Here is a 23,016-nt window from a genome sequence, read left to right as displayed (position 1 = left end):
ATTTACATTTATGATATAATAGTATTAATTTTGAAAGAAGGTGGCATATGTTTTGTCCTAATTGTGGAAATATTGTTTCAAAAGATGACAATTACTGTACCCTTTGTGGGAAAAAGCTTAAAAATATAAAAATAAGCGTAGAAAATTTAGAAGATACTGTAAATACCAGTAGAACAACTACTAAAGAATCTACAAAAGATGTTACAAGGATTTTTAATCCACATAAATTAGATGGCATAGATACTACTGATGACATAAAAAATATAATTGCTGCTGTTGATAAAAAGATTTCTAAAAATATTAGAGATTATGAAAATCGTTCTAACACTTTAGACGATATCCCCAAAGTTAAAGAAACTAAATCGGCTCCAATTATAAAAAAAGATTCACCTAAAAAAGATGAAAATTTAAGTAAGAAGACTGATGTTAAAGAATCTGCTCCTCAAAAAAATATAAAATCTGATGAAAATTCTTTTAATGAATTCAAGATGTCTGAAAAAGAATTAGTTAGAAGAGTTCAAGAAGAACTAAAAAGAAATAATTTTAGCGAAAAAGATTATGAAAATTCTGATGATTCTTTAAATGACAAAAAATCTGAGACTAAAGCTGAAGATAAAAATAAGAAAAAGACATTAAAAGATAAATGGAAAGATTTTATAAATGAAGACGATGATGAATTTTCCATCTTCAATGATTTAAAAAAGGATAAATCTTTAAAAACTGCTAAAGAAAGAGATTTTCACCTAACAAATACTGAGGACTATTCTAATAAATCGATTGAACAAACATTGTCTGTTCCGAAAATTACAACTGAAAATGAAAAATTTTTAGATAAGATTGTCAGTAAAGAAAAAAGAAAAAACAAAGCTGAAAATAAAAAAATAAATAATTCTTCTAAAGAAAATGATAAAGTTTCTCCAAAGAATCATACAAAAAGTAAATTTTGGAATAATCAAAAAATTAAATCAAATATAAAAGAAGAAAAAATAAAATTATCTAAGCTAAAAGATAATATAGAGGATGATTTTAAGGAAAAACATATAGATAAAATAGAAAATGTCGATACCAATAGCTTTCTATTAAATAACTTCAAAAGATTTTCTGTCTTAAATCTAAATTTTTCTGATTTTCTAAAGAATATAAAAAGCAATGAAAGTTTGATATTGCTTGGTCTAGGCATATTATTGATTTTTGTACCAATGTTTATAGGTCAAGGAAAATTATCTTTTAATCTTATATTTTTCTTGCTTTTAAAACTCGTTTTTGACTATATTCAGTTTTCTATACCTTTAAAAGTCGCAAAGGAAAAAACTAATCTTACAGAAAGCTCTGATAGGTTTAGAATCAATGTTTTAATAAACTGGTTTTATACGAAAATACTTTTATTCATAGGATATATAATTACACCTATGGGTGGATTTTTCCAATTTAACCTTTTAAAAGCTATGACACCAATGCCAATAGCTACAATAATTATAATTCTTCTATCCCCTATCATAGCCTTGGGATTTTATTATAGGGATTTAGAGAAAAACAAAATTATAGATTTTGTCGGATGGTACTCATCAATGTTTATTTTGTTTGAACTGATCTTCAAACTATCATGGTTTGGTCTAAATTTTATATTTAATACTTTGTTTTAAAAAAGCTGCTTTAAATAAGGTTTTCTAAGTTGGCAAAAAACCAACTTAGAAAACTGCTTTAAATGGCAGCTTTTTCTTTGATAGATTTTCTCCATTTACTTCCCAATAAATAAATAATATATATGAGTAAATTATAAATAGCAAAAACAAAAATAGTATAAATTATTTTATTCACTGAATCAAAAAAACCAGTAAATATTGGACTATGAAGTAAATATCCAGCATTTGCACCTGTAGAATAACCAAAAATAAGAAAAACTAAAAGATTTATATTTGCAAATTCATACATAAATTTTAACTGTCCCTTAGAAAACTCGTAATTATCCACAAAAATAAATATTGCAGCGCAAATAATTATTATAAAGTGTTTTGCAAAGAAGCAGAATACTGTTGCATGAGGAAATTTGTAAGGATACATATCCGGAGATATTAAAGCCAATAATCCGCCTATACATCCCCAATAAACATTAACTGTTTTAAAGCTATCTTTTTCGTTAAATAAAAGTGCAAAAAAACCTGCCCATTGTGCAATTCTACAGGTATATATGGGAAGCAAATCATCCCAACTAAAAGGCTCTTTTAGAAAAAAATAATAGTAAATAAATTCTTCAAGAATAACAAAAAATATTAAAAATAATCTCAAAGCTTTTTTAAAGTTTTCTGAATTTTCAATTATATTACTATTTTTATATATACCAACCAGTACTAATGCAATAAAAATAATTATAGAGATATGTGCTAGAGAAAATTTTTCAAAAGGTACATTCTCATTAGTATGTCTAAAAAAATAAGTCAACAAATTTATCACCTACAGTAAAAATATTAACCCCACCCTTACATAAAAGTGGCATAAATTTTATCTAAAAATATTTAATTTATAATCAATAAAACCGCCTATAAGACGGTTTATTAATTTAATTTATTTATGTTCATTTAAAAAATCATTGATTTTTGGTGCGACTTCTCTTTGACTCCTACTGCTAACAAATAAACCAATATGACCTGTGTTTACTTCTAAAAGCTCCTTATCTTCAGAGGAAACTGCATCCATAATAGGCCTTGTTGCTGCTGGTGGAACCTGATTATCTTTCAAACCTAAAATTGCTAAGAAAGGACACTTGATATTTTTTAAATCTACTTTTTTCTTCCCATCAAGTGAAAATTCTCCTTTAATTAAAGAATTTTTATGATACATTTCTATTTGAAATTCCTTATAAGCCCTGCCTACTTGATCAGGTGAGTCAAAAATCCATTGCTCCATCCTTAAAAAGTTGGCAAGTTTTTCTTCATCGTCAATATAATCAATAAGACCAACATATTTATCAATCATTAGATCTAAGGGTTTTAAAAATACAAAACCTGCATTCATAAATTCACCAGGAATATTTCCAAATGTATCTACTAAAACTTCTGGATCCAAATACTTGCCCCATTTAAAAAGTAAACCATCGTTTGTAGAAAAATCCACTGGCGTAACAAGACTAACTAAATTTTTAATCTTATCCTGATTTAAAGCTGTGTATATATATGAAAAGGTTCCGCCCTGGCAAATTCCCATAAGATTGATTTTATTTAATTTATGTCTTTTCCTTATAAGATCAACACAATCATTAATATAACCATTAATATAGTCATCTAGACCAATATATCTGTCATCAGCAGTTGGATATCCCCAATCAATTATATATAAATCTTGACCACCTTTTAAGAGATTTCTAATAATAGATTTATCTTCTTGTAAATCCATCATATATTGTTTGTTGACAAGTGCATAAACAATCAAAAGTGGTGTCTTGTTTATATTTTCGACTAAGGGTCTATAATGGTATAACTTCATCTTATCTTCTTCAAAAATAAGGTCTTTGGGAGTTTCATTAAAACCACTGTAATCAACATTCATAATATTATTTATGCCCTTTAAAAGTTTGTTATATGATTTTAAAGATTGAGTCAAAGACTTATCAACTTCAATTCCATAAAAATTATCCAAAGAATACCTCCTTAATCCTCAAAATTATCCTTATCTTTTTCCCTAAGCTCTCTTTTTAAATTACGAATTTCTTTTTTTAAATCATAAACAGACTTGTAAAGAGAATCCATATCTTCATTTGTAGGTATAGGTAAATTCTTAAAAGCATCCATTATAAGCTTATCTAAATCTTTTTTCAAAAACATTAATGAATCCACATAATTTCCTAAAAATTTACTAAATTCGTCTGAATAAAATAATTTGTCAAAATTTTTAGAAACATTAGACTTCCAAAATTCATAAAATTCTTCAAAAGTCTTGGGTGTATTATCATTTTTAACATTTTCCACAAAAGAATTTACAACATCTTCTGTTGTATCCATGACAACAGTATTTAATTTTATATTAAGTTCAGCAAAATAAATTATAAATTTTATAAATCTATCAAAAGTTTGCATACGAACCTGATAAGTGTTTCTATCAATTCCAAATTGCGGTGCATTTAAAAGCTTTTCATAAGTCTTATTATAATTTTCTTTCCAAATATTGAAAAACTCAAGGAAGCCTTCAGGGTCTAATAAAGCACCTTTCATGAAACTATCAACTAAATTTTCACTTGCGTCCATCCAAGGCCCATAAATTATATTTGCAGTTTCCTTATAAGTATTTGTTAATTCATAAGCCTGTTTGAAAAGGTCCTGTAAATCTAAGGGTAAAAGAGGAAATATGTGATTATTTATAAATTTAACTTGACTCACTTTGAAGTTTTCTAAAGCTTCGTCTATAACCTTTTTACTGTCCTTATAATTGTCCAAAAAAGAGTCCTTATATAACTTATAAAGGTCATAATATATCTTTGAAGAATCTTTGATTTTATTTATAACTTGGAAAGGACTTCCTGTATAGTTAAAAAAATCCTGATTAATAAAAGAACCCATCATTTTTTCATAGTTAAGAAAAGGATTCATATTCGAACCAGCGTTTTTTGCAAAATTTTCTGTGAATTTAGACCAGGCATCCATAGATTTCTTTTGCCAATCCATATAATTATCAAAAAATTTAAAATCATTTTCCACTAAAACTACCTCCTATCATAATTACATCATAACATTTTATTTATTACTTATGCAAATATATTAAATATATAAATCGTTAAGTTTTAATTATATTATAATGAGTAGATTTAAAATATTTTTTAAATTTGTGAATTATTTAATAAAATTTTTCCAACAAATATATAAAAAAGAACTTAGCATATGCTAAGTTCAAAAATCTTTTTAATTAGTTTTGATATTCTTTGTAAGTTTCTTCATTGTAAGGAACTTTAATATCACCTGATATTATTTTTTTAGTTAATTCTGGAATTTTATCTAAAATTTCTTTCTTAACGTGTTTATCAGAAGTTGGTGCAATACCTACTGCTCCTTCATCTGCAAGGCCTAATTCTATAGTCTTTCCACCTTCAAATTTTCCTTCTTTCATAGTTTTAATAACATTATAAACTGCAACATCAGCATTTTTCATAGCAGAAGTAAGCACATTATCAGGTCCAACTTCGTATTGGTCTTTATCAACACCGATAGCCCACATTGTTTTATTGTCTTTACTAGCATCTTTTGCTGCTGCAATAACACCATCTCCAGCTCCTCCAGCTGCGTGGAATACAACATCAGCTCCGTTTTGATACATTGTAAGAGCTATTGATTTACCTTTTTGTGCATCAGTAAATCCACCAACATATTGGCTCATAACTTCAATTTTTGTTCCTTTTTCTTTAGCTGCATAATCAACGCCAGCTCTGTAACCATATTCAAAGCCCCAAATAATATTACCTTCTTGACCACCAACAAAACCAACTTTATTAGTTTGAGAAGTCATACCAGCAATATAACCAACTAAGAAAGATGGTTCTTGTGCTCTAAACATAATTCCTAATAAATTTGATGGAGCTTCTTTTTCTCCGCCATTAGTTGGGTCAACATCAACAATAGCATAATTAATTTCAGGATAATTTTGAGCAGCTTCTGTTATAGCATCGCCCATTTTAAAACCAGCACCAACAATCAAATTTTTTTCTTGGTCAACAAAAGTTTCAAGGTTAGGTACATAATCAGCAGCTTGTTTAGATTCCAAATAAGAACTTTCAATTCCTAAATCCTTAACAGCTTTATCAATACCTTCTTTTACACCTTGATTGAATGATTGGTCATTAAGACCACCTTCATCAGTTACGAAACCTACATTAATTTTTTCATCAGAAGATTTTTCTTGACTAGCTTCATTAGTGTTAGCATTTTCTTTCTCTGTGTTTTTTGAAGCATTATCTTTGTTTCCTCCACAGGCAGTCATTGCTACAGCTATAAATAATATTAAAGCTAATAGAGTTTTTTTGATTTTCATATATTTCCTCCTAATAATTTTCTCATTAAATTATATAACAATAAATAATTTTTTACAATTTCTATTGTAAACGATTTTTATATTTATTTATGCAAAAAAATCCGCAAAAATGCGGATTATAATCATTTTAAAATTTTACAAAAAGGCTCTTGGTACTATAAATACTATAATACAGAAGCACAAGTACATAAGTGCAAGGCCAAGAGATTGTTTCAAATCTTTCTTATCAACCATGACAACATCTTTTGAGATTAATTTTCCTGCCAAAGCTCCAATAAATCCCAAAATTGGATAAATAATTATTATTCCTAAATTTGAACTTCCCTTATCAATAAACCTATAAAAAGTTGAAATCATAATAAACATTGGCGCCACATATAATATGTAGTTATTTCTATTAAACCAAATCATAACAACAACAAATAAGCACAAAACTAAAAATACTACTGTTGCTAGTGTATTTAAAATATTTATCCTTGAAACAAAGCTAGAATTAATCATTTCAAGTTTATTTACATAATAGCCCGAATCATTGAATGCTTCTTTTATTGAGTCGGTAGTTTTAGTTGATTCTTTAAAATCACTCATCCTTGCATTAGTAATGAACACAGAAGTTTTTTCGACTACCCTTCCTCCTGAAAATAAAAGATTCTCAGGTTTATAATAAACCGTAAAAGAATAGTCTCCTATTTTTTCTTCAAGAGGTATTCTCATAACTGAATATGGTTTATAAAAGTTATTCTTAGATTTATTATAGAAATCCCTCAACCTGAATTTTGCATTGAAAAGTGTATTGTTTACCTTTTCATAATCTCCTTTAAGATTAGCAATTGAGTAGTAAGGGAGTATTCCTTCTTCAAAAAATATGTGTCTAGCTGGAACACCCATAATTCTAGCCGTTGAATCTTCTCCTGTATAGGTAAAACTTATTGTATATTTTATTAAATCTTCATTATTTTGATTCTCAACACTTCTAGAAACTACTAAATCCTCAACATTTGTAGGATTTTGGAAAATAATTCCCGAAAAATATCTATCCTTGCCATCATCAGGCCAAAGCAGATCTTTGCTAAAAAATTGTGTCAGAGAAGATAAAAATAAAACTATAATAAATATTGCAAAAATAATGTATTTTTTTATCTTTTCACTCATTTTCTACCTCCAAATGAAAACATTTCACTTTATTATTATAATAACATAGGTTAATGATAAAATAAACAAAAACTTTAATTTTAAGCTATTTATGATATTTATTTAATTAATTTTATCAATTTATAAATTTTTGTGAAATTATTTTCTTACATTTTAAAAAAGCTCCAATAAAATTTTATTAGAGCTTATTTTATTAAGGCTTATTTTATTAAGAAGTTGCATTGAGTTCTGTCCATGCTCTGTCATATAATTTTAAGCTATCTCCTAAATCTTTAAAACTTTCTAGATTTTCTAAATCATGAGGATTTGGATATGCTACATCTGAGTTTTTTATTTCCTCTGGCAAAAGCTCTCTTACTCCTTTTACAGGAGATGTATAACCGATGCAATATTTTACATTTTTTACTTGAACTTCTTTTTTTATCATATAATTTATAAATTTATGAGCGCCACTAGGGTTTTTTGCATTTTTTGGTATTACCATTGCATCCACCCATTTGTTAGAGCCTTCTTTAGGAATAACATATTTTAAATCAGGATTTTGTTCTATCATAAGCAGTGCATCTCCTGAATACATCACTCCAATATTAGCATCACCTTGAACAATTACATCTCTGCCATCATCATCCATATAAGCATATACCAAGGGTTTTTGTTTTATCAATTCATTTTTTGCTTCTTCTATTTCTTTTGGAACTACTGAATTAATTGAATATCCCAGCCTTTTCAAAGAAAGTCCTATTGTATCTCTTTGAGAATTATACATTATAATTTGTTTTTTATACTTGGGATTCCAAAGAATATCTAGTGAATCGACTTTATCTTTTACCTCTTTTGAATTGTATATTATGCCGACAGTTCCCCAATAATACGGAACTGAATATTTATTTTCCTTGTCATATGTTGGATTTTTTAAAAAATCCTCAACTTGTGAAAAATTATCTATTTTAGAAAAATCAATTGGTTGAAGAAAATCTTCCTTTATTAATTTCTCAATCATATAGTCGGAAGGAACTATGACATCAAATTTGTCTTGAGATTGAGTAACTTTAATATACATATCTTCATTTGAAGCAAATGTTGAATAATTTACCTTTATTCCCGTTTCTTTTTGAAAATCTCTTAAAATTTCTGGATCTATATATTCCCCGGCATTATATACATTGATACTTTCTTTGGCTTGATTTTTTCCGCAAGCCGTTAGAGAAAATAATATTAATAATAAGCATACAAAAATTTTTTTCATTGGCTCAACTCCCTTAATTTATTTTCACTTCTCCTATTTATAATTACAAGAAGTATTAATAAAATCAACAGCATTAAAGTTGATAAGGCATTTATTGATGGATTTATTCCTTTCCTTGCCATGGAGTAAATTGTTATTGATAGATTTGTTACTCCTTGTCCTGTATTGAAAAAAGACACAACAAAATCATCTATTGAAAGAGTAAAAGCCATCAAAGCTCCTGTTAAAATAGCTGGCTTTATTTGTGGTATTATTACTTTTCTTATAGCATAAAAAGGTTTAGCCCCTAAATCAAGTGCCGCTTCCAATGTATTGGTATCTAATTGATTTAATTTTGGCAAGATTGATAAAATCACATAGGGTATGCAGAATACTATGTGTGAAATTATCATTGTGCAATAGCCCATGCTGAGCTTAAATAGTCCGAAAAAACCCATTAATGCTATTGCTGTAACTATATCAGGATTAAGAACTGGTAGATAATTAATATTTAAAATTACATCTTTTTTTATTCCTCTTAATTCATGAATTCCTATTGCAGCAAGAGTTCCAATAATTGTTGAAATTAGTGTTGCTAAAACTGCCACTATTAAAGTTGTTCTTAAAGACGACAATATTGACGGGTCATAAAATAAATTTTTATACCATCTCAAAGTAAAACCTGCCCAGGAACCTCTAAGCCTTGAATCATTAAAAGAAAAAACTATTAAGATAAATATGGGAGCGTATAAAAATATAAATACTAGAAATAAATAAACTCTATCAATCAATTTTTTCATAAGCAACCGCTCCTTTAGACTCTTTATTTTTATTCATTTTCAGTAATCCAGGAAGTACCATAAATATAATCATAATAACTATTAGAACTATAGAAATTGCAGAGCCAAATCCCCAATCTCCTGTGAATGTAAATTGTTTTTCAATTAAATTACCTATCAAATAGAAATTATTTCCTCCCAACAAGTTTGGTATAACAAAAGTAGAAATAGCAGGTATAAATACCATAGTTATACCTGTATATATTCCTGGAAGTGATAGAGGAAAAATAACTTTTAAAAATACCATAAAACTATTACAGCCTAAATCTTTTGCTGCCTCAATAAGTCTTTTATCAATTTTTAATAGAACTGTATATATTGGAAGTACCATAAAAGGCAAGAAGTTATAAATCATACCTATTGCTACAGCCTTCATATTATACATAAGATTAAAAGGACCAAGACCAATTAATCCCAAAGCTTTATTAATAAGACCATTTCTTCCAAGTAAAGTCAACCAAGCATAAGTTCTTAATAGAAAATTCATCCACATAGGAATTATAAAAACCATTATTAAATTATTTCTTATTTTTTCATTAAATTGGGAAATAATATAAGCAATAGGATATCCTATTAATAGACACATCAAGGTTGATATTGCAGCTACTCCCAATGAAACAAATAGTATCTTTAAGTAAAGAGGTTCAAAAAATTTTGAATAATTATTTAATGTAAAAGAAAAATTAACTATATCTTTATTGGCATTTAATGAATAAAGTAAAATAAGTGTTAAGGGAAAAACTATAAATAAAATTCCCCATAAGGCATAAATATAAGCGTATCTCTTCATAATAAGCCCTACTTTCTTCTCATAACGTGGATTAAATCAGGTTCAATTATAAGTCCTACCTTTTCTCCAACCTCATTTTTAATTGTAGACTGTATTATCCATTCAACTCCGTCAACATCAACGCTCATTTCATGATGAACACCATAAAAAACTTCATTAGTAACAATACCATTAATCATCCCTTCATGGCGAACGAGCTTTATATCTTCCGGTCTTACAACAATATCCACTTCTTCATTTTTTTCAAAACCCTTGTCTACACAATCAAAAACATGTCCTTGAAATTCCACCTTATAATCTTCGATCATTTTACCTTTAATTATATTAGATTCTCCTATAAAATCTGCGACAAAAGCATTTTTAGGCTCATTATAAATAGATACAGGATCATCTTTTTGCTGAATTATACCATCGTTTAAAACCACAATGGTATCAGACATAGATAAGGCCTCTTCTTGGTCATGAGTTACATAAATAAAAGTTATACCGACTTGCTTTTGAATTTTTTTAAGCTCATATTGCATATCTTGACGAAGCTTTAAATCAAGAGCTCCTAGGGGTTCATCAAGCAAAAGAACTTCAGGTTCATTAACAAGTGCACGAGCTATGGCTACCCTTTGTTGTTGACCTCCTGAAAGAGAATCTATATTTCTATTTTGAAAATTATTTAATCCTACTAATTTTAATGATTGTTTAACCTTATTTTCGATCACATTTTTAGATAATTTTTTTATTTTTAAACCAAAAGCTACATTATCAAAAACATTTAGATGGGGAAATAAGGCATATTTTTGAAAAACTGTATTTATTTTTCTTTGGTAGGGTTCATCATCTGTAATATCCTTGCCATTAAAAATTACCCTACCCTTATCAGGCCACTCGAAACCTCCAATTATCCTTAAAATCGTAGTTTTGCCACACCCAGAAGGTCCCAATAGAGTTAAAAATTCATTTTTCTTAATTGTTAAATTAAAATCTTTTAAAATTACATTATCCCCAAAAGTTTTGCTGATATTTTTTAGTTCAATAACAAATTTATCTTCCATCCTTACCCCCTAGAAATTTGGTGGAGAGCTAATCCAAATAACCTTAGCCTCTCTTTTTTTATTATTTACAAGAAAATGCTCCCTTTTAGCCTCGAAATAAAAAGTTTGCCCACTTTTTAATTCAAAAATTTTATCACCATAATGCAAACAAATGCTTCCCTTCTCTACATATCCAAAAACTTCACCTTCAAAGGGGGCAATTTTTTTAGACTTGCCACCCTCTTTTAAGGAAATTAGAGTAGGTTCCATCATATTTTTTTGTGCATTAGGGACAATCCATTGTAAAAAAAATCCCAAATCTTCATTTTCATATTCAAAATAATCATCTTCAGAAAATATTATTCTTTCATTTTTGTCTTTTGAAAAAAATTCTGAAGGAGAAGTACCCAAAGCTTCAAGAATATCTAAAAGTGAATCAACGGAAGGTGATGTAAGATCTCTTTCTATTTGTGATATAAAACCTTTCGTAAGCTCACTTCTTGTGGCAAGCTCTTCCTGAGTAAGTCCACTGGCTACTCTTAGCTCTTTTATCTTATTACCTATTTCCATTTAATCTCCTCTTATTAAATATTTTTCTTAAATTATTAAACTATTCACAGTATAAAATCAATACCTATATTTGTCAATAGGTTTATTATATTAAATTTAAAATTTATCATAATTATAATTTGAATTTCATTTATTTGTTTTTCGTGATATAATTTTTTTATGAAAGAAAGATATAATACAATTGATTTTTTGCGTGGATTTACCATCATTCATATGATTATTTTCCACTTGATATTTGATCTGATTAATTTTTATAATTTTAATATCAACATGAATTTTTATTACTACCAACAGTATATATGTATTTCCTTTGTTTTTTTAGCTGGGCTGTGCGAAAACTTTTCAAAAAATAGGATAAAAAGATCTATTATTTTAGGAATATCATCTATATTAATTTCTGTTTTTTCATTCATTTTTGATAGATCTTATACCATATATTTTGGTGTTATACATTTCTTTTTTTCAGCAGGTATTATTTTTTATTTATTTGAAAAATTTTCTATAAAATTAAATAAAAAAATTTTATTCTTTGTTAGTTTATTGCTATTTATAATTTTTAAAGATATATACAAAGGTACTATATTTTTCAAGCTTATTGATATACCTAAAAATCTTTATACTTACAATTTATTTATCTTAGGCTTACCTAAAGCCACTTTCACTTCTGGAGATTATTTCCCGATAATTCCTTGGATATTTTTGTATTTTTCCGGTTACTATTTTTATAATTTTTTAAATATAAAAAAAAGAATGCCATCCAAAAATATTATTAATATTTTGGGAAGACATTCTCTAATTATATATTTGCTCCACCAAGTTATTTTAGTGGCAATATTAAAATTAATTTTAGGCTAGTTAGAATTTACCTCCGGCACCTCCGCCGCCACTTGAACCGCCGCCGAAGCCACCAAAGCCTCCTGAGCTTCCGGAACCAAAACCTCCGAAACCACCAAAGCCGCCAAAACCACCAAAATCATCAAAACCGCCGAATCTATTTCTTCTGTATCTTCTCTTGCGATTTTTAGGACCATTGATAAAAAATGAAAATATTATATAAATTACAATAATTAGAATTATAAATTCAGGACTTGACAATGAAAAATCATCTGATTGAGAAACATCTTTAGAATATTTCCCTTCCTCAGCATTTAATTCCACATCATATTCATCTTCATAAAGTTTAATAATATTATTAAAACCTTCAAGAATACCAGCTTCATAATCCAAATCTGAAGAATTTTCACTTTCTCTTATAACTTGTCCCATAGCCCTATAAATTCTGGCACATTTTGCATCAGTTATAAAACCTTCAGCTCCATAACCAGGCTCAATCTGAATATCTCGTGATTTAGTAGCCATAAGTATAAGACAACCATTATCCTTTCCCTTTTCACCAATTCCAAGCTCACTAAAAATTTCTGTGGCATAGGCTTTTGCTTGTCCTTCTTCAATGCTATCAAGGATAACTATTGCTATTTCTCCACCTGTTTTATTTTTTAAATCCAAATTTATTCCATTAATGTAGTCCTTACTTTCTTGGGACAATACGTTTTGTGTATCGTAAATAAAATAATCAAATTTATTTTTATCTATAATATTTTTAGCAAAACATATATCAAATATTAATGGAAATAAGACTACAATAAATAAGAGCCTTCTCTTCATAAAATCACCTAAAATTCAACACTAGGAACTTCCATATCCTTTTCTGAAACTTCAAAATATTCTTTTTCGTCAAATCCTAATATTCCAGCAATTAAATTTGTTGGAAATCTCTTTACAGATTTATTATAAACCGTAACAGTATCATTGTATCTTTTTCTTTCAGTTGCTATTCTATTTTCTGTTCCTTCGAGTTGAGATTGAAGGTCGAGAAAGTTTTCATTAGCTTTCAATTCCGGATAAGATTCTACAACAACATTTATTGCCCTTGTAAGTTCTGCATCGGCTTTTGCAAGTTCTTTCGGTGTTGATGCACTTTCTATCCCACTTCTTGCTTGTGTTATTTTTGTAAGTGTTTCTTCTTCATGTTTAGCATATCCCTTAACTGTATTTGTTAGATTAGGAATTAAATCAGCACGTCTTTTAACTTGATTTTGCACTTGAGCCCAAGACTGATTCACGTCTTCTCTGAGTGACATCAACCTATTATATTTACCTCCGAGAATTGCTACTAAAGCAATTGCTATTACTATTACAATTATTAATCCTGCTATTCCCTTATTCTTTCTCATGGTTTCCTCCTATTTTTATTATTTTCATATCATTTATAGCTTGCTCAACTAACTTATCAATATCTAAAGCTTCTTCTGAATTTTCCATCTCTTCAACCTCTGGTCTTAAAGATGGATGCTTAGGTAAAAATACTGTGCAGCAATCTTCAAAAGGTAGAATTGAAGTTTCATAAGTTCCAATTTCTCTAGCAATATCAATAATATTAATTTTATCCATACCTATCAAAGGTCTAAAAACAAGTTTACGTGTGATTATATCCGTAACTTTTAAACCGTCAATAGTTTGTGAAGCTACTTGTCCTAAATTTTCTCCTGTTATTATTGCATCATAAGAATTGTCTAGACTTAATTTATCAGCTATTCTCATCATAAATCGGCGAGAAAGAAGAGTCATCTGATCTTCAGGACAATTTTTGTTAATTTCTTTTTGAATATTTAAAAGATTAACTGAATACATTGTCATTTTTCCTGAAAAGCTAGAAATTTTTTCAGCTAATTTAATAACTTTTTCTTCTCCTCTTTGAGATGTAAAAGGATAAGAGTGAAAATGTAGGACATCTAAGGCTATTCCTCTTTTTGCCATTAAAAATCCTGCAACAGGTGAATCTATTCCACCCGATAAAAGTAATAACCCTCTTCCATTTGTACCCCTAGGAAGACCTCCATAAGCTTTTATTTTTTCCATATATATATAAGAATTTTCTTTTTTAAAATCCAAATATAAATAAAAATCAGGATTATGAACATCTACTTTTAGAGGGAAATTTTTTAAAATTGCCCCACCTAATTTATTATTAAAATCCATTGAATTCATTGGATAAGATTTATAGGCTCTCTTGCAATGAACTTTGAAAGTTTTAAAATTTGGGTTTTCTTTTAGTTTTTCTCCAACAAAAGAAACCACAGCCTCTTCTATTTCTTTTAGATCACTTTTAACTTTTATACAGGGACAAATATAAACAATTCCGAATATATGCTTACACCTTTTTATTAACTCTTTTTCGTCCCTATATCCATCAATATAAATTTTCCCCATAGAATGGTATACATTTCCATGATCTAAATCGCTTATAGCCTTTTTTATTTGTCCAAGAAGTTTTGACATAAATTGCCCTCTATTATTTCCTTTAAGGACAATTTCTCCTAAAGACATTGACAATACTTTTTCCAAACAATCACCCTATCATTATATTTCTAATTTCATTTACATACTTAATTAGTTTTTCGACAAAAATATCTATATCTTTAAAACTGATATCTTTAGATGTGCAAATTCTAATAGTTCCATCCATTAAATTGTCATTAAGACCAATTTCTTTTAAGGTTTTTGACTTGTGATTTCCGTTAGAAGAACAAGCTGAAGCAGTAGAAATATAAATTTCATCTCCCTCTAAATAGTGAAGAAGAACTTCTGCTCTTATATCTTTTATAGATACACTCAAGTGGAAATTTGAAGAATTTTGGGGCGTATTTATCTGATAATCTTTTAAATTTTCCTCTAAAAGTTTTAATAGATAAGCCTTAATCTTACCAGCGTGTTCTATTCTTTGTTCTAAATTTTCATAGGCAAGTTGGCAAGCCTTGGCAAAACCTAAAATTCCCGGAACATTTTCTGTTCCACTTCTGAGACCTTTTTCTTGACCTCCACCGATGACAAGGGATGGAATATCAAGGGATTCTCTAACATATAAGGCACCCGCTCCCTTTGGTCCATAAATTTTATGAGAAGAAATGGAATAAGTATCAATGCCTAAATCTTTTAAATTAACATGAATCTTACCAACAGCTTGAACGCCATCACCATGTATTAAAACATTTCTATTTTTTTCTTTAACTCTTTTAGTAATTTCCTTTAAATCATTTATAGTCCCAAGCTCATTATGAACATGGATAAGAGAGAGAACTATAGTATTTTCATCAATTTCATCTAAAAGTTTTTCTATATCTACATTTCCATGTTTATCAACACCAATAAATTTAACATCTAATCCTTCATTTTTATAATTGATAAACTGATCGTTAATTGATGCATGCTCAATAGCAGTAGTTATTATTTTTTTCCTTTTCTTTTATTCTTTTTTATTAAACCATGAATGGCAATATTATTGCTCTCAGTTCCACCCGATGTGAAAAAAATCTCTGAAGTTTGTGCCCCAACTAATTTAGCAACTGCACTTCTTGATTGTGCAATTTCTTTTTCAACTTTTAATCCAAAAGAATGTAGAGATGAAGGATTGGCAAAATCCTCACTCAAAGCTTTTGTCATAATATCTATTGATTCTTGACAAGTTTTTGTTGTTGAACAATTATCTAAATAAATCATCTAATCACCTATGTATCAATATCCTAAATCTTCATTTATCAAAAATACATATATATCTCTACCCTTAGCAGATGCATTTAAAAATAACTCCATATTAGCTGCATCATCATAATGTACACAATTATCAGACCTCAAGCCTTTAAAAATATCATTATTAATCCTTCTTGAATTTAAAGGTATAGCTATATTTTCAGCTCTTCTAACAGCTTCAGCCTTATCTGCTACAATTTTATTTCTGCCAATAAAAATAAAAACTTTCTTATGACCAAAGCAAACTGAGGAAATTCTATTTCCAATTCTATCTACAAAATACAAACTTCCATCAGATGTAATTGCATTTGCAGAAGTTAGATAATAATCAGCATCTTTACAGTTGTCTAATCCTTCTTTAAAGCCATCTTTCCAATGCCAAAAACATTTATAGCCCTTATCTATTAAAATATCATAAATTCCTAAAGTTTCTAAAGTCTTAGAGCCAGCAAAGCCAAAACTTATATTTTCTTTTGCAAAATGAAGAAAATAATCTACTGCATCTTCTTTATTATCAAAAATATAAGAAAAAAAGCCATTTTTAATAAGTGAGCTTTTAGTTCTTAGTAAATCTATCATTAAAGTTAATTCACCTCATATTTATGATATACTATTTTTTTTAAAATTTAAAGTATTTATAAGATCAAGTTAAATGCTATAATCATATTGGTGATTGCTTTGATATATAATGAAAAAAGACTAAGTGAAAATTCAGAAAAAAATTTTTTAATAATAGAAACAACAGGGCTTTCAATAAAAAATGACGTCATTATTGCAATAGGAATTATTAAAAATAATACTATTTATCAATTTATTATAGAAGATTTAAAAGAAGAGATAGAACTTATAAATAAGGCAAATAAAATTATTAGAAATGAAGAAATAATTGCTTATAACGGAACTTTTGAAAAAAATTTTTTAACTTATAAGGCTGATACTTATAAAATCCCAACTGATTTCAACATAAAAAAATTAAGTCAAAAAATAAAAAACTTTAAATATCTATTCCCTTTAGAAAATTATTCAAAAAATAATTTAGAAGAATTTTTCAAAATTGAGGGTCAACCTGTAATTTCAGGAAAAAATGTCGGCGAAAACTTTAAAAAATATTTGCTTAATAAAGACAGAAATAAACTCCTAGAAATTTCCAAAAGAAATAGGGAAAATCTAATAAAATTAAAAAACTTATATGTGGAAGTAAGTAAATACCTAGGAAAATTTCTTAAATTAGAATTTGGTAGCTTAACCTTTGAAATAAAAAATATTTATCTAGAAAAAAATACAATAATATATGAAGGAGAATCCTCTTTTGAAGGAAATTATTACAGATCTAATAAAAATTATACCTTTATTTGCAATAAAAATTTCAAAGTGGAATTATTTACTCATTCCGATATCTATGATAAAGCTGATTACTGTTACTATTTATTAAAAAAAGACTTTAAAAACCTGACCAATAAATCTCATCTAAAAAGTCCTTCTCAAATTTTGATTTTATACTATAAAGATTTTTTAATAGAAAATATAATACAAGTCTTTAAAAAAATAATCCAAATGGAGATAGAAAACTTTATTTAAGACTATGATTAATTCAAATATCTTTAAAAAAGACCTAAAGATTATTCTTTAGGTCCCTTTTCCTTAATATAATTATAAACTTTGTCTAACCTTTCAGCAGGCAATGTTTCTACAATTTCTTTTATTGAACTAACAATTTCAGAATCTTCTTTAGGGTCACTGCCCAACAATCCATAAATAAAAGATAATTCTTCATGAGATAACCATTTTTGATATCCCTTTAAATGACTTAGTATAAATTCTTTTTTTTCGTTATCACTAATCATATTATCACCTCTTCGTGACTATTTTACCCAAAAATATGAAGATAAACATAAAAGTTAAAAATTTTTCAAAATTTTTTAAATTGTAATAATTTTTTTCAAAAAGAAAAAATAAGTTTATTTTATCCATTATAAAAACTGATTTCAAATTTATTTATATGATTATTAATATATAGAATCACTCCTGTGTATTTATTAGAACCTATATTTTGTTGAAATTGTCCTTTGTCATTTTTTACATAAAAATATCTTTTATAGATTTACTCACAAACTTATTTTATAAAGCCTCAAAAAAAGTGCTGATGATTTGCCACCAACACTATTTTTCTATGAAAACATTAAATTTATGATACTAAATTCCTAATAAAAATTTTCTATAACATTAACTTATAAATTTTATATTTCTTTTAAATATTTTTTTAAAAACTTTACAGCTTTTTCTGGTTCAAATTTTGAAATAAGACCTACTGATGATAAAATATATGACTTGTCAAGCAAGAATTTGGGGTTTTCAGGTTTCAAATAAGAATCATCTAAATCATTTATCGACTTTAAAATTAAAGATGGATTCTTGGAATTAATCAATACTCCACCAGTTGCTAAAAATTCTTTAGCCCTTCTCAAATCCTTACCACTTTGCTTATATATATATCTTGTACTTGTAGGAATTTTTTTTAACTTGCCAATGTGTCTTGACAATGCAGTTTTTGCTGCTAAATACCCTAAAATTTGATCAAACTTTTCTTCTTCAAGATCAGTAGGAATAAAATCTGTATTATCAAAACGCTCTTGACATCTTTTTTTCGCATCAGTATAGCCAAGGTTTTTAAAAACTTGGTCACCCAAAGACTCATAAAGAGCTGTCGCAGAATATCTCATTCCCATATCTCCCTCAACTGTCCTTTTTTCATATGGCTCATCAATTTCGGGAGCTATGATATTTTCATCTCCCCAATAGGACTTGCCAATAGAATGAATATCTGTAGTAGCTCCACCGATATCAATAGACAATAGGCTTATATCATTTACCTTGCCATAAGTTGAAATAGCATTTTGAACTGCTATTGGTGTGGGTAAAAATATTTTGCATTTTTTTGATAAGGCATCTATCCCCTTAGCTTTTGTAATTGTACTTATAAAAATTTCAGCAATTACTTTTCTTAAAGGAATATAATTTACAATATTGGTTGTTGGCATTACATTTTCAGTAAATACATATTTAATATTGGACTTATCAAAAATATCCCTAATACAATTATTAGCCGACTCATTGCCACAACAAACAACAGGAAAATTATAATTTTTTTTAGCTATAGCTTTTGCGTTAAAAATTATATTGTAAGTATTTCCACCATTAGTTCCACCACAAAGCAATAGTATATCTGGTTTTAAATTTTCAATTTCATCAAGGTCTTTACTTGTCAATTCATAATAATATTCTTTTAAAATTCTAGCCCCACTTGAAAGGCTGGCAGTTTTACAAGCATAAGTTGTTAAATTTTTAGAAAATCCCACAACAACAACCTTCAAACCGCCCGATGCTGAAGAGCAACCTAAAAATTCATCATATTCAAGCTTGCATTTTGCCTTAAGCTTTTCAAGTGCCTTATAAAATCCAACTCTTACATCTGAATTTACAGTAGTATAACTTTGACTAGAACCGATAACTTCTATTTTTTCAGTATCTAATAGGTTAAGCTTTGTATAAGTTGAACCTACATCTACTAAAAGATATCTCATGCAAGTTTTTCATCTACAACTTTCATTATACTTTGGTCATTTTCTTTGATTATTTTAGCAACTTTTTCCATTTTCTCTTCAAGTTCTTTTTTATAATCTTGATCTTTCAAAGAATTTAAATTAATTTTTACATTCAAAAAAGCGCCTTCTGAAGCTGCTTTAATATTAATTAAAGCTACAGCAACATCTGTTATAGCATTAGAATTACCATTTTCAGCAAGTTCTTTGCAATAAGGATAAAGTTCAGTAACTTTTGTGCCTAAAGTCAATGGAACTTCTATTGCTTTTTTATAACCTTCTTGAATTTTTTCTGCCCTTATCTTTTTTTCATCTTCTGTTTCTTTTGGCAACTTCATAGCATCCATAACACCATTAAAAGAAGATGCGTCTTTATCTATAGCTTCTACAAATAAATCTTTATATTTAGCACATTCAATTTTAATTTCTTCAGCTCTTTTTGAAAAATCTGCATATTTTTTCTTTCCAATTGTTAAATTTGCAACCATAGTCAATAAAGAAGCTGCCATGGCAGCATTTAGTGCTGCAATGGATCCGCCTCCGGGTGCAGGAGAATTGGAAGCCGTTTCATTGGCGAATTCTACTATACTTAAATCTTTTAACATAATTCCTCCTAAAAAAGTCCTACAATATTTCCTTTATCATCAATATCCATATTTTCTGCTGCAGGCACTTTCGGTAGACCCGGCATTATCATAATATTTGAAGTTTCAACTACAATAAATCCCGCTCCGTTAGAAATTCTTACAGTCTTAATTTCAATATCAAAATCCCTTGGAGCTCCTATAACATTTTTATTATCGGTAAAGGAAAATTGCGTCTTGGCTACACATATTGGAAGCTTATCAAGTCCAAGCTCAACTAATTTCTTGACCTGTTTTTTGGCAGCTGCTGTTAAAACTGCACGTCTGCCTCCATAAATGTCTTTTACAATCTTATTTAATTTATCTTCAATTGAATCATTTACATCATATAAGAAATTAATTTCTGATTTTTGCTTTTCTATATTCTTTACTAATTTTTTAGCAAGGTCTTCGGCTCCTTCTCCTCCCTTTGCCCAAACTTGGCATAGAGAAATTTCAACCCCTAAATCCTTACAAAGTTTTTCAAGTTTTTCAATTTCCGCATCAGTATCTTGAGCAAATTGATTAATTGCAACTACAACAGGAAGACCAAACTTTCTTAAATTTTCAACGTGACGTCTTAAATTTTCAAATCCCTTTTCAAGGGCTTCGATATTTTCTTCTTTAAGATCGTTTTTATTTACGCCACCATGCATTTTCAATGCTTTGATTGTAGCAACAAGAACAGCTGCGTCCGGTCTTATTCCTGATGTTCTACATTTTATATCAAGGAATTTTTCTGCCCCTAAGTCAGCACCGAAACCGGCTTCTGTAACTGCATAATCAGAAGTTTTTATTGCCAGCTTTGTAGCTATTATTGAATTGCATCCGTGAGCAATATTGGCAAATGGTCCTCCATGAATAATAGCCGGAGTATTTTCAAGTGTTTGAACGAGATTTGGCTTAATTGCATCTTTTAAAAGCATAGTAACGGCACCTTGAATTTTTAAGTCTGAAATATATACAGGTTTTCCGGCTCTTGTATAGGCAACAATTATTCTTGCAATTCTTTTCTTTAAATCGTCAAGATCTTTTGCCAAACAAAGAACAGCCATAATTTCTGATGCTACACTTATCATGAAGTGATCTTCTCTAGTAACTCCATCAGCTTTTTTACCAAGACCTATTACAATATTTCTTAAAGATCTGTCATTCATGTCAAGCACCCTGTTCCAAGTAATATTATTAAGATCTATATCAAGAATATTACCTTGGTGTATATGGTTATCAATGCAAGCTGAAATTAAATTATTAGCAGTAGTTATAGCATGAATATCTCCGGTAAAGTGAAGGTTAATATCCTCCATAGGAATAACTTGTGAATATCCTCCACCAGCTGCTCCCCCTTTAACACCAAACACAGGTCCAAGTGATGGTTCACGAAGAGCCACAACTGATCTTTTGCCAATTCTGTTAAAAGCTTGTGCTAGTCCTATTGAAACTGTTGATTTTCCTTCACCTGCCGGTGTCGGAGAAATAGCAGTAACAAGAATTAATTTCCCATCTTTATTATTTTCAGACCTCTTAATGGCATCCCAAGAAATTTTTGCCTTGTATTTCCCATAATGTTCAAGATCATCATCAGATAAACCGATTTTTTCTGCTACCTGCTCAATAGGGAGAATTTTAGCTGCATCTGCTATTTCAATATCTGTTTTAAATTCCATTTTTTACCTCAATTAGTCTTCAATCAAGAGAGTTTCAAGAACTTGTTCAGCTTTTAAATCTTCAATTTGCATATAGTAGGCTGCTGAATCAATAAGAGCTTGTAAGGGTAGAAGTCCAATTAGTTCAGTATTGACAACCCCAACTCCATAACGTCTAGCTTCTGATTTAACCATTTCAAGAGCTTGGTAGATTCTAGTCTTTTCAAAATTTACTAAGTTCATTGAAACTTGAACTTGTCCTTTATCTTTAAGTTCTAGACCTATTGCTTTTACAAATCTAAGACCTCCACCTATATGACGAACTTTTTTAGCAATTGCATCAGCAATTTCAAGCTTATCTGTATTCAAATTAACGTTGAATGCAACAAGATGAAATCTTGCACCAACTGCAGTACATCCTGATTTTTCATTCATTTGTGCTGGGCCAAAATCTGGTTTCCAATCTGGATCTTTAATTTTTTCAAAGAATCCTTCATATTGACCCTTTCTAACCTTTGCTAAATTTTTTCTTTCTTTTGTTGTAGCTGCATCTTCATATAAATATACAGGGATTCCCATATCTCCAATTGCCTTACCAACTTCATTAGCAAGTTCTACACATTCTTCAGTTGTCATTTCACTAACAGGTACAAATGGAACAACATCGACAGCACCCATTCTTGGATGAGCACCTTCATGAGTTCTCATATCTATTATTTCACTAGCAACTTTTACTGATTCTATAACAGCTTCAACGACTGCTCTTGGATCCCCGATTACTTCAACCACTAATCTATTGTGGTCCTTATCGGGTTGATAATCAATTAACTTAATTTTTCCCTTATTTCTAAAACATTCTGTAATTTTATCTACCTTATCCAAATCACGTCCTTCAGAATAATTTGGAATACACATTACTCTTTTCATTTTTTTCCTCCTATTATCTAT

22 protein-coding genes and 1 pseudogene are annotated in these 23,016 nt (G+C 28.7%); 3 read left to right on the top strand and 20 right to left on the bottom strand.

Translation table 11 applies throughout. The annotated features are described in order from the left end of the window. The first annotated feature begins 47 nt into the window (after positions 1-47). Positions 48-1,643, top strand: coding sequence for a zinc ribbon domain-containing protein (locus HMPREF9131_RS04330; protein ID WP_009345619.1), 1,596 nt, complete (start codon positions 48-50; stop codon positions 1,641-1,643). A 58-nt stretch (positions 1,644-1,701) separates the two neighbouring features. Here the strand turns inward: HMPREF9131_RS04330 and HMPREF9131_RS04325 are convergent, their stop codons facing one another. The 10 genes from HMPREF9131_RS04325 to HMPREF9131_RS04280 form a co-directional block, all read right to left on the bottom strand. Continuing rightward, on the bottom strand, positions 1,702-2,451 hold the full coding sequence (locus HMPREF9131_RS04325) for a TIGR02206 family membrane protein (RefSeq protein ID WP_232202584.1): 750 nt from the start codon (positions 2,449-2,451) through the stop codon (positions 1,702-1,704). 111 nt (positions 2,452-2,562) lie between these two features. Next, complete coding sequence (gene phaC, locus HMPREF9131_RS04320) at positions 2,563-3,633, bottom strand: class III poly(R)-hydroxyalkanoic acid synthase subunit PhaC (protein ID WP_009345514.1); 1,071 nt, start codon at positions 3,631-3,633, stop codon at positions 2,563-2,565. Positions 3,634-3,644: 11 nt separating this feature from the next. After that, positions 3,645-4,688, bottom strand: coding sequence for a poly(R)-hydroxyalkanoic acid synthase subunit PhaE (locus HMPREF9131_RS04315; protein WP_009345539.1), 1,044 nt, complete (start codon positions 4,686-4,688; stop codon positions 3,645-3,647). A 205-nt stretch (positions 4,689-4,893) separates the two neighbouring features. Then, positions 4,894-6,012, bottom strand: a complete 1,119-nt coding sequence (locus HMPREF9131_RS04310; RefSeq protein WP_009345528.1) for a BMP family protein — start codon at positions 6,010-6,012, stop codon at positions 4,894-4,896. Positions 6,013-6,147: 135 nt separating this feature from the next. Beyond that, entirely contained in the window at positions 6,148-7,164 is a 1,017-nt protein-coding gene (locus HMPREF9131_RS04305; protein WP_009345598.1) for a hypothetical protein, read from the bottom strand. Positions 7,165-7,372: 208 nt separating this feature from the next. Continuing rightward, a complete protein-coding gene (locus HMPREF9131_RS04300) occupies positions 7,373-8,410 on the bottom strand; it encodes a PotD/PotF family extracellular solute-binding protein (protein WP_009345605.1) in 1,038 nt (345 codons plus the stop codon). Beyond that, entirely contained in the window at positions 8,407-9,189 is a 783-nt protein-coding gene (locus HMPREF9131_RS04295) for an ABC transporter permease (RefSeq protein ID WP_009345613.1), read from the bottom strand. Before HMPREF9131_RS04295 ends, HMPREF9131_RS04300 begins: the two co-directional genes overlap by 4 nt. Then, the gene (locus HMPREF9131_RS04290; RefSeq protein WP_009345515.1) at positions 9,173-10,018 is read right to left on the bottom strand and encodes an ABC transporter permease; all 846 of its coding nucleotides are present in this window, start codon (positions 10,016-10,018) and stop codon (positions 9,173-9,175) included. The genes HMPREF9131_RS04295 and HMPREF9131_RS04290 overlap by 17 nt, the downstream gene beginning before the upstream one ends. A gap of 8 nt (positions 10,019-10,026) precedes the next feature. Beyond that, positions 10,027-11,064 (bottom strand): ABC transporter ATP-binding protein, encoded by a 1,038-nt coding sequence (locus tag HMPREF9131_RS04285; protein ID WP_009345485.1) that lies wholly within the window; start codon positions 11,062-11,064, stop codon positions 10,027-10,029. 9 nt (positions 11,065-11,073) lie between these two features. Continuing rightward, positions 11,074-11,613 (bottom strand): helix-turn-helix domain-containing protein, encoded by a 540-nt coding sequence (locus HMPREF9131_RS04280; RefSeq protein WP_004825598.1) that lies wholly within the window; start codon positions 11,611-11,613, stop codon positions 11,074-11,076. Positions 11,614-11,772: 159 nt separating this feature from the next. Here HMPREF9131_RS04280 and HMPREF9131_RS04275 point away from each other — a divergent pair, with 159 nt between their 5' ends. Next, positions 11,773-12,468 (top strand): heparan-alpha-glucosaminide N-acetyltransferase domain-containing protein, encoded by a 696-nt coding sequence (locus HMPREF9131_RS04275; protein WP_009345575.1) that lies wholly within the window; start codon positions 11,773-11,775, stop codon positions 12,466-12,468. On the opposite strand, the gene HMPREF9131_RS04270 is transcribed toward HMPREF9131_RS04275, so the two are convergent. The 5 genes and pseudogenes from HMPREF9131_RS04270 to HMPREF9131_RS04250 all read right to left on the bottom strand — a co-directional run bounded on the left by HMPREF9131_RS04270 (position 12,469) and on the right by HMPREF9131_RS04250 (position 16,779). After that, positions 12,469-13,278 (bottom strand): YgcG family protein, encoded by an 810-nt coding sequence (locus HMPREF9131_RS04270; protein ID WP_009345612.1) that lies wholly within the window; start codon positions 13,276-13,278, stop codon positions 12,469-12,471. Between the two features lie 8 nt (positions 13,279-13,286). Continuing rightward, complete coding sequence (locus HMPREF9131_RS04265) at positions 13,287-13,847, bottom strand: LemA family protein (RefSeq protein WP_004825382.1); 561 nt, start codon at positions 13,845-13,847, stop codon at positions 13,287-13,289. After that, entirely contained in the window at positions 13,834-15,018 is a 1,185-nt protein-coding gene (gene thiI, locus HMPREF9131_RS04260) for a tRNA uracil 4-sulfurtransferase ThiI (RefSeq protein ID WP_009345527.1), read from the bottom strand. Before thiI ends, HMPREF9131_RS04265 begins: the two co-directional genes overlap by 14 nt. Before the next feature lie 4 nt (positions 15,019-15,022). Beyond that, positions 15,023-16,113, bottom strand: a pseudogene (locus tag HMPREF9131_RS04255) (cysteine desulfurase family protein). A 72-nt stretch (positions 16,114-16,185) separates the two neighbouring features. Continuing rightward, positions 16,186-16,779 carry an LUD domain-containing protein gene (locus HMPREF9131_RS04250; protein WP_009345609.1) on the bottom strand — a complete coding sequence of 198 codons (594 nt, stop codon included), beginning with the start codon at positions 16,777-16,779 and terminating at the stop codon, positions 16,186-16,188. A gap of 99 nt (positions 16,780-16,878) precedes the next feature. Here HMPREF9131_RS04250 and HMPREF9131_RS04245 point away from each other — a divergent pair, with 99 nt between their 5' ends. Further along, the gene (locus HMPREF9131_RS04245) at positions 16,879-17,778 is read left to right on the top strand and encodes a ribonuclease H-like domain-containing protein (protein ID WP_009345492.1); all 900 of its coding nucleotides are present in this window, start codon (positions 16,879-16,881) and stop codon (positions 17,776-17,778) included. Between the two features lie 41 nt (positions 17,779-17,819). Here the strand turns inward: HMPREF9131_RS04245 and HMPREF9131_RS04240 are convergent, their stop codons facing one another. The 5 genes from HMPREF9131_RS04240 to ftcD all read right to left on the bottom strand — a co-directional run bounded on the left by HMPREF9131_RS04240 (position 17,820) and on the right by ftcD (position 22,995). Beyond that, on the bottom strand, positions 17,820-18,044 hold the full coding sequence (locus HMPREF9131_RS04240) for a hypothetical protein (RefSeq protein ID WP_009345574.1): 225 nt from the start codon (positions 18,042-18,044) through the stop codon (positions 17,820-17,822). 393 nt (positions 18,045-18,437) lie between these two features. Then, positions 18,438-19,781, bottom strand: coding sequence for a methylaspartate mutase accessory protein GlmL (gene glmL, locus HMPREF9131_RS04235; RefSeq protein ID WP_009345517.1), 1,344 nt, complete (start codon positions 19,779-19,781; stop codon positions 18,438-18,440). After that, positions 19,778-20,404, bottom strand: a complete 627-nt coding sequence (locus tag HMPREF9131_RS04230) for a cyclodeaminase/cyclohydrolase family protein (RefSeq protein WP_009345603.1) — start codon at positions 20,402-20,404, stop codon at positions 19,778-19,780. The genes glmL and HMPREF9131_RS04230 overlap by 4 nt, the downstream gene beginning before the upstream one ends. Before the next feature lie 8 nt (positions 20,405-20,412). Beyond that, positions 20,413-22,089 carry a formate--tetrahydrofolate ligase gene (locus HMPREF9131_RS04225; RefSeq protein WP_009345565.1) on the bottom strand — a complete coding sequence of 559 codons (1,677 nt, stop codon included), beginning with the start codon at positions 22,087-22,089 and terminating at the stop codon, positions 20,413-20,415. A gap of 12 nt (positions 22,090-22,101) precedes the next feature. Further along, positions 22,102-22,995 (bottom strand): glutamate formimidoyltransferase, encoded by an 894-nt coding sequence (gene ftcD / locus HMPREF9131_RS04220; protein ID WP_009345637.1) that lies wholly within the window; start codon positions 22,993-22,995, stop codon positions 22,102-22,104. Positions 22,996-23,016: the final 21 nt, after the last annotated feature.

Source organism: Peptoniphilus sp. oral taxon 836 str. F0141 (assembly GCF_000179335.1).
GTDB lineage: Bacteria > Bacillota > Clostridia > Tissierellales > Peptoniphilaceae > Peptoniphilus_A > Peptoniphilus_A lacrimalis.
Note: the sequence above shows the minus strand (reverse complement) of the source record. Positions and strands in the feature narration are given on the sequence as shown.

Bases quoted from the DNA above. Each gene is read 5' to 3' on its own strand.
- HMPREF9131_RS04330 (WP_009345619.1), top strand. From the start codon at position 48: ATGTTTTGTCCTAATTGTGGAAATATTGTTTCAAAAGATGACAATTAC.
- HMPREF9131_RS04310 (WP_009345528.1), bottom strand. From the start codon at position 6,012: ATGAAAATCAAAAAAACTCTATTAGCTTTAATATTATTTATAGCTGTA.
- HMPREF9131_RS04305 (WP_009345598.1), bottom strand. From the start codon at position 7,164: ATGAGTGAAAAGATAAAAAAATACATTATTTTTGCAATATTTATTATA.
- HMPREF9131_RS04300 (WP_009345605.1), bottom strand. From the start codon at position 8,410: ATGAAAAAAATTTTTGTATGCTTATTATTAATATTATTTTCTCTAACG.
- HMPREF9131_RS04295 (WP_009345613.1), bottom strand. From the start codon at position 9,189: ATGAAAAAATTGATTGATAGAGTTTATTTATTTCTAGTATTTATATTT.
- HMPREF9131_RS04290 (WP_009345515.1), bottom strand. From the start codon at position 10,018: ATGAAGAGATACGCTTATATTTATGCCTTATGGGGAATTTTATTTATA.
- HMPREF9131_RS04285 (WP_009345485.1), bottom strand. From the start codon at position 11,064: ATGGAAGATAAATTTGTTATTGAACTAAAAAATATCAGCAAAACTTTT.
- HMPREF9131_RS04280 (WP_004825598.1), bottom strand. From the start codon at position 11,613: ATGGAAATAGGTAATAAGATAAAAGAGCTAAGAGTAGCCAGTGGACTT.
- HMPREF9131_RS04275 (WP_009345575.1), top strand. From the start codon at position 11,773: ATGAAAGAAAGATATAATACAATTGATTTTTTGCGTGGATTTACCATC.
- HMPREF9131_RS04270 (WP_009345612.1), bottom strand. From the start codon at position 13,278: ATGAAGAGAAGGCTCTTATTTATTGTAGTCTTATTTCCATTAATATTT.
- HMPREF9131_RS04265 (WP_004825382.1), bottom strand. From the start codon at position 13,847: ATGAGAAAGAATAAGGGAATAGCAGGATTAATAATTGTAATAGTAATA.
- HMPREF9131_RS04250 (WP_009345609.1), bottom strand. From the start codon at position 16,779: ATGATAGATTTACTAAGAACTAAAAGCTCACTTATTAAAAATGGCTTT.
- HMPREF9131_RS04240 (WP_009345574.1), bottom strand. From the start codon at position 18,044: ATGATTAGTGATAACGAAAAAAAAGAATTTATACTAAGTCATTTAAAG.
- glmL (WP_009345517.1), bottom strand. From the start codon at position 19,781: ATGAGATATCTTTTAGTAGATGTAGGTTCAACTTATACAAAGCTTAAC.
- HMPREF9131_RS04230 (WP_009345603.1), bottom strand. From the start codon at position 20,404: ATGTTAAAAGATTTAAGTATAGTAGAATTCGCCAATGAAACGGCTTCC.
- HMPREF9131_RS04225 (WP_009345565.1), bottom strand. From the start codon at position 22,089: ATGGAATTTAAAACAGATATTGAAATAGCAGATGCAGCTAAAATTCTC.
- ftcD (WP_009345637.1), bottom strand. From the start codon at position 22,995: ATGAAAAGAGTAATGTGTATTCCAAATTATTCTGAAGGACGTGATTTG.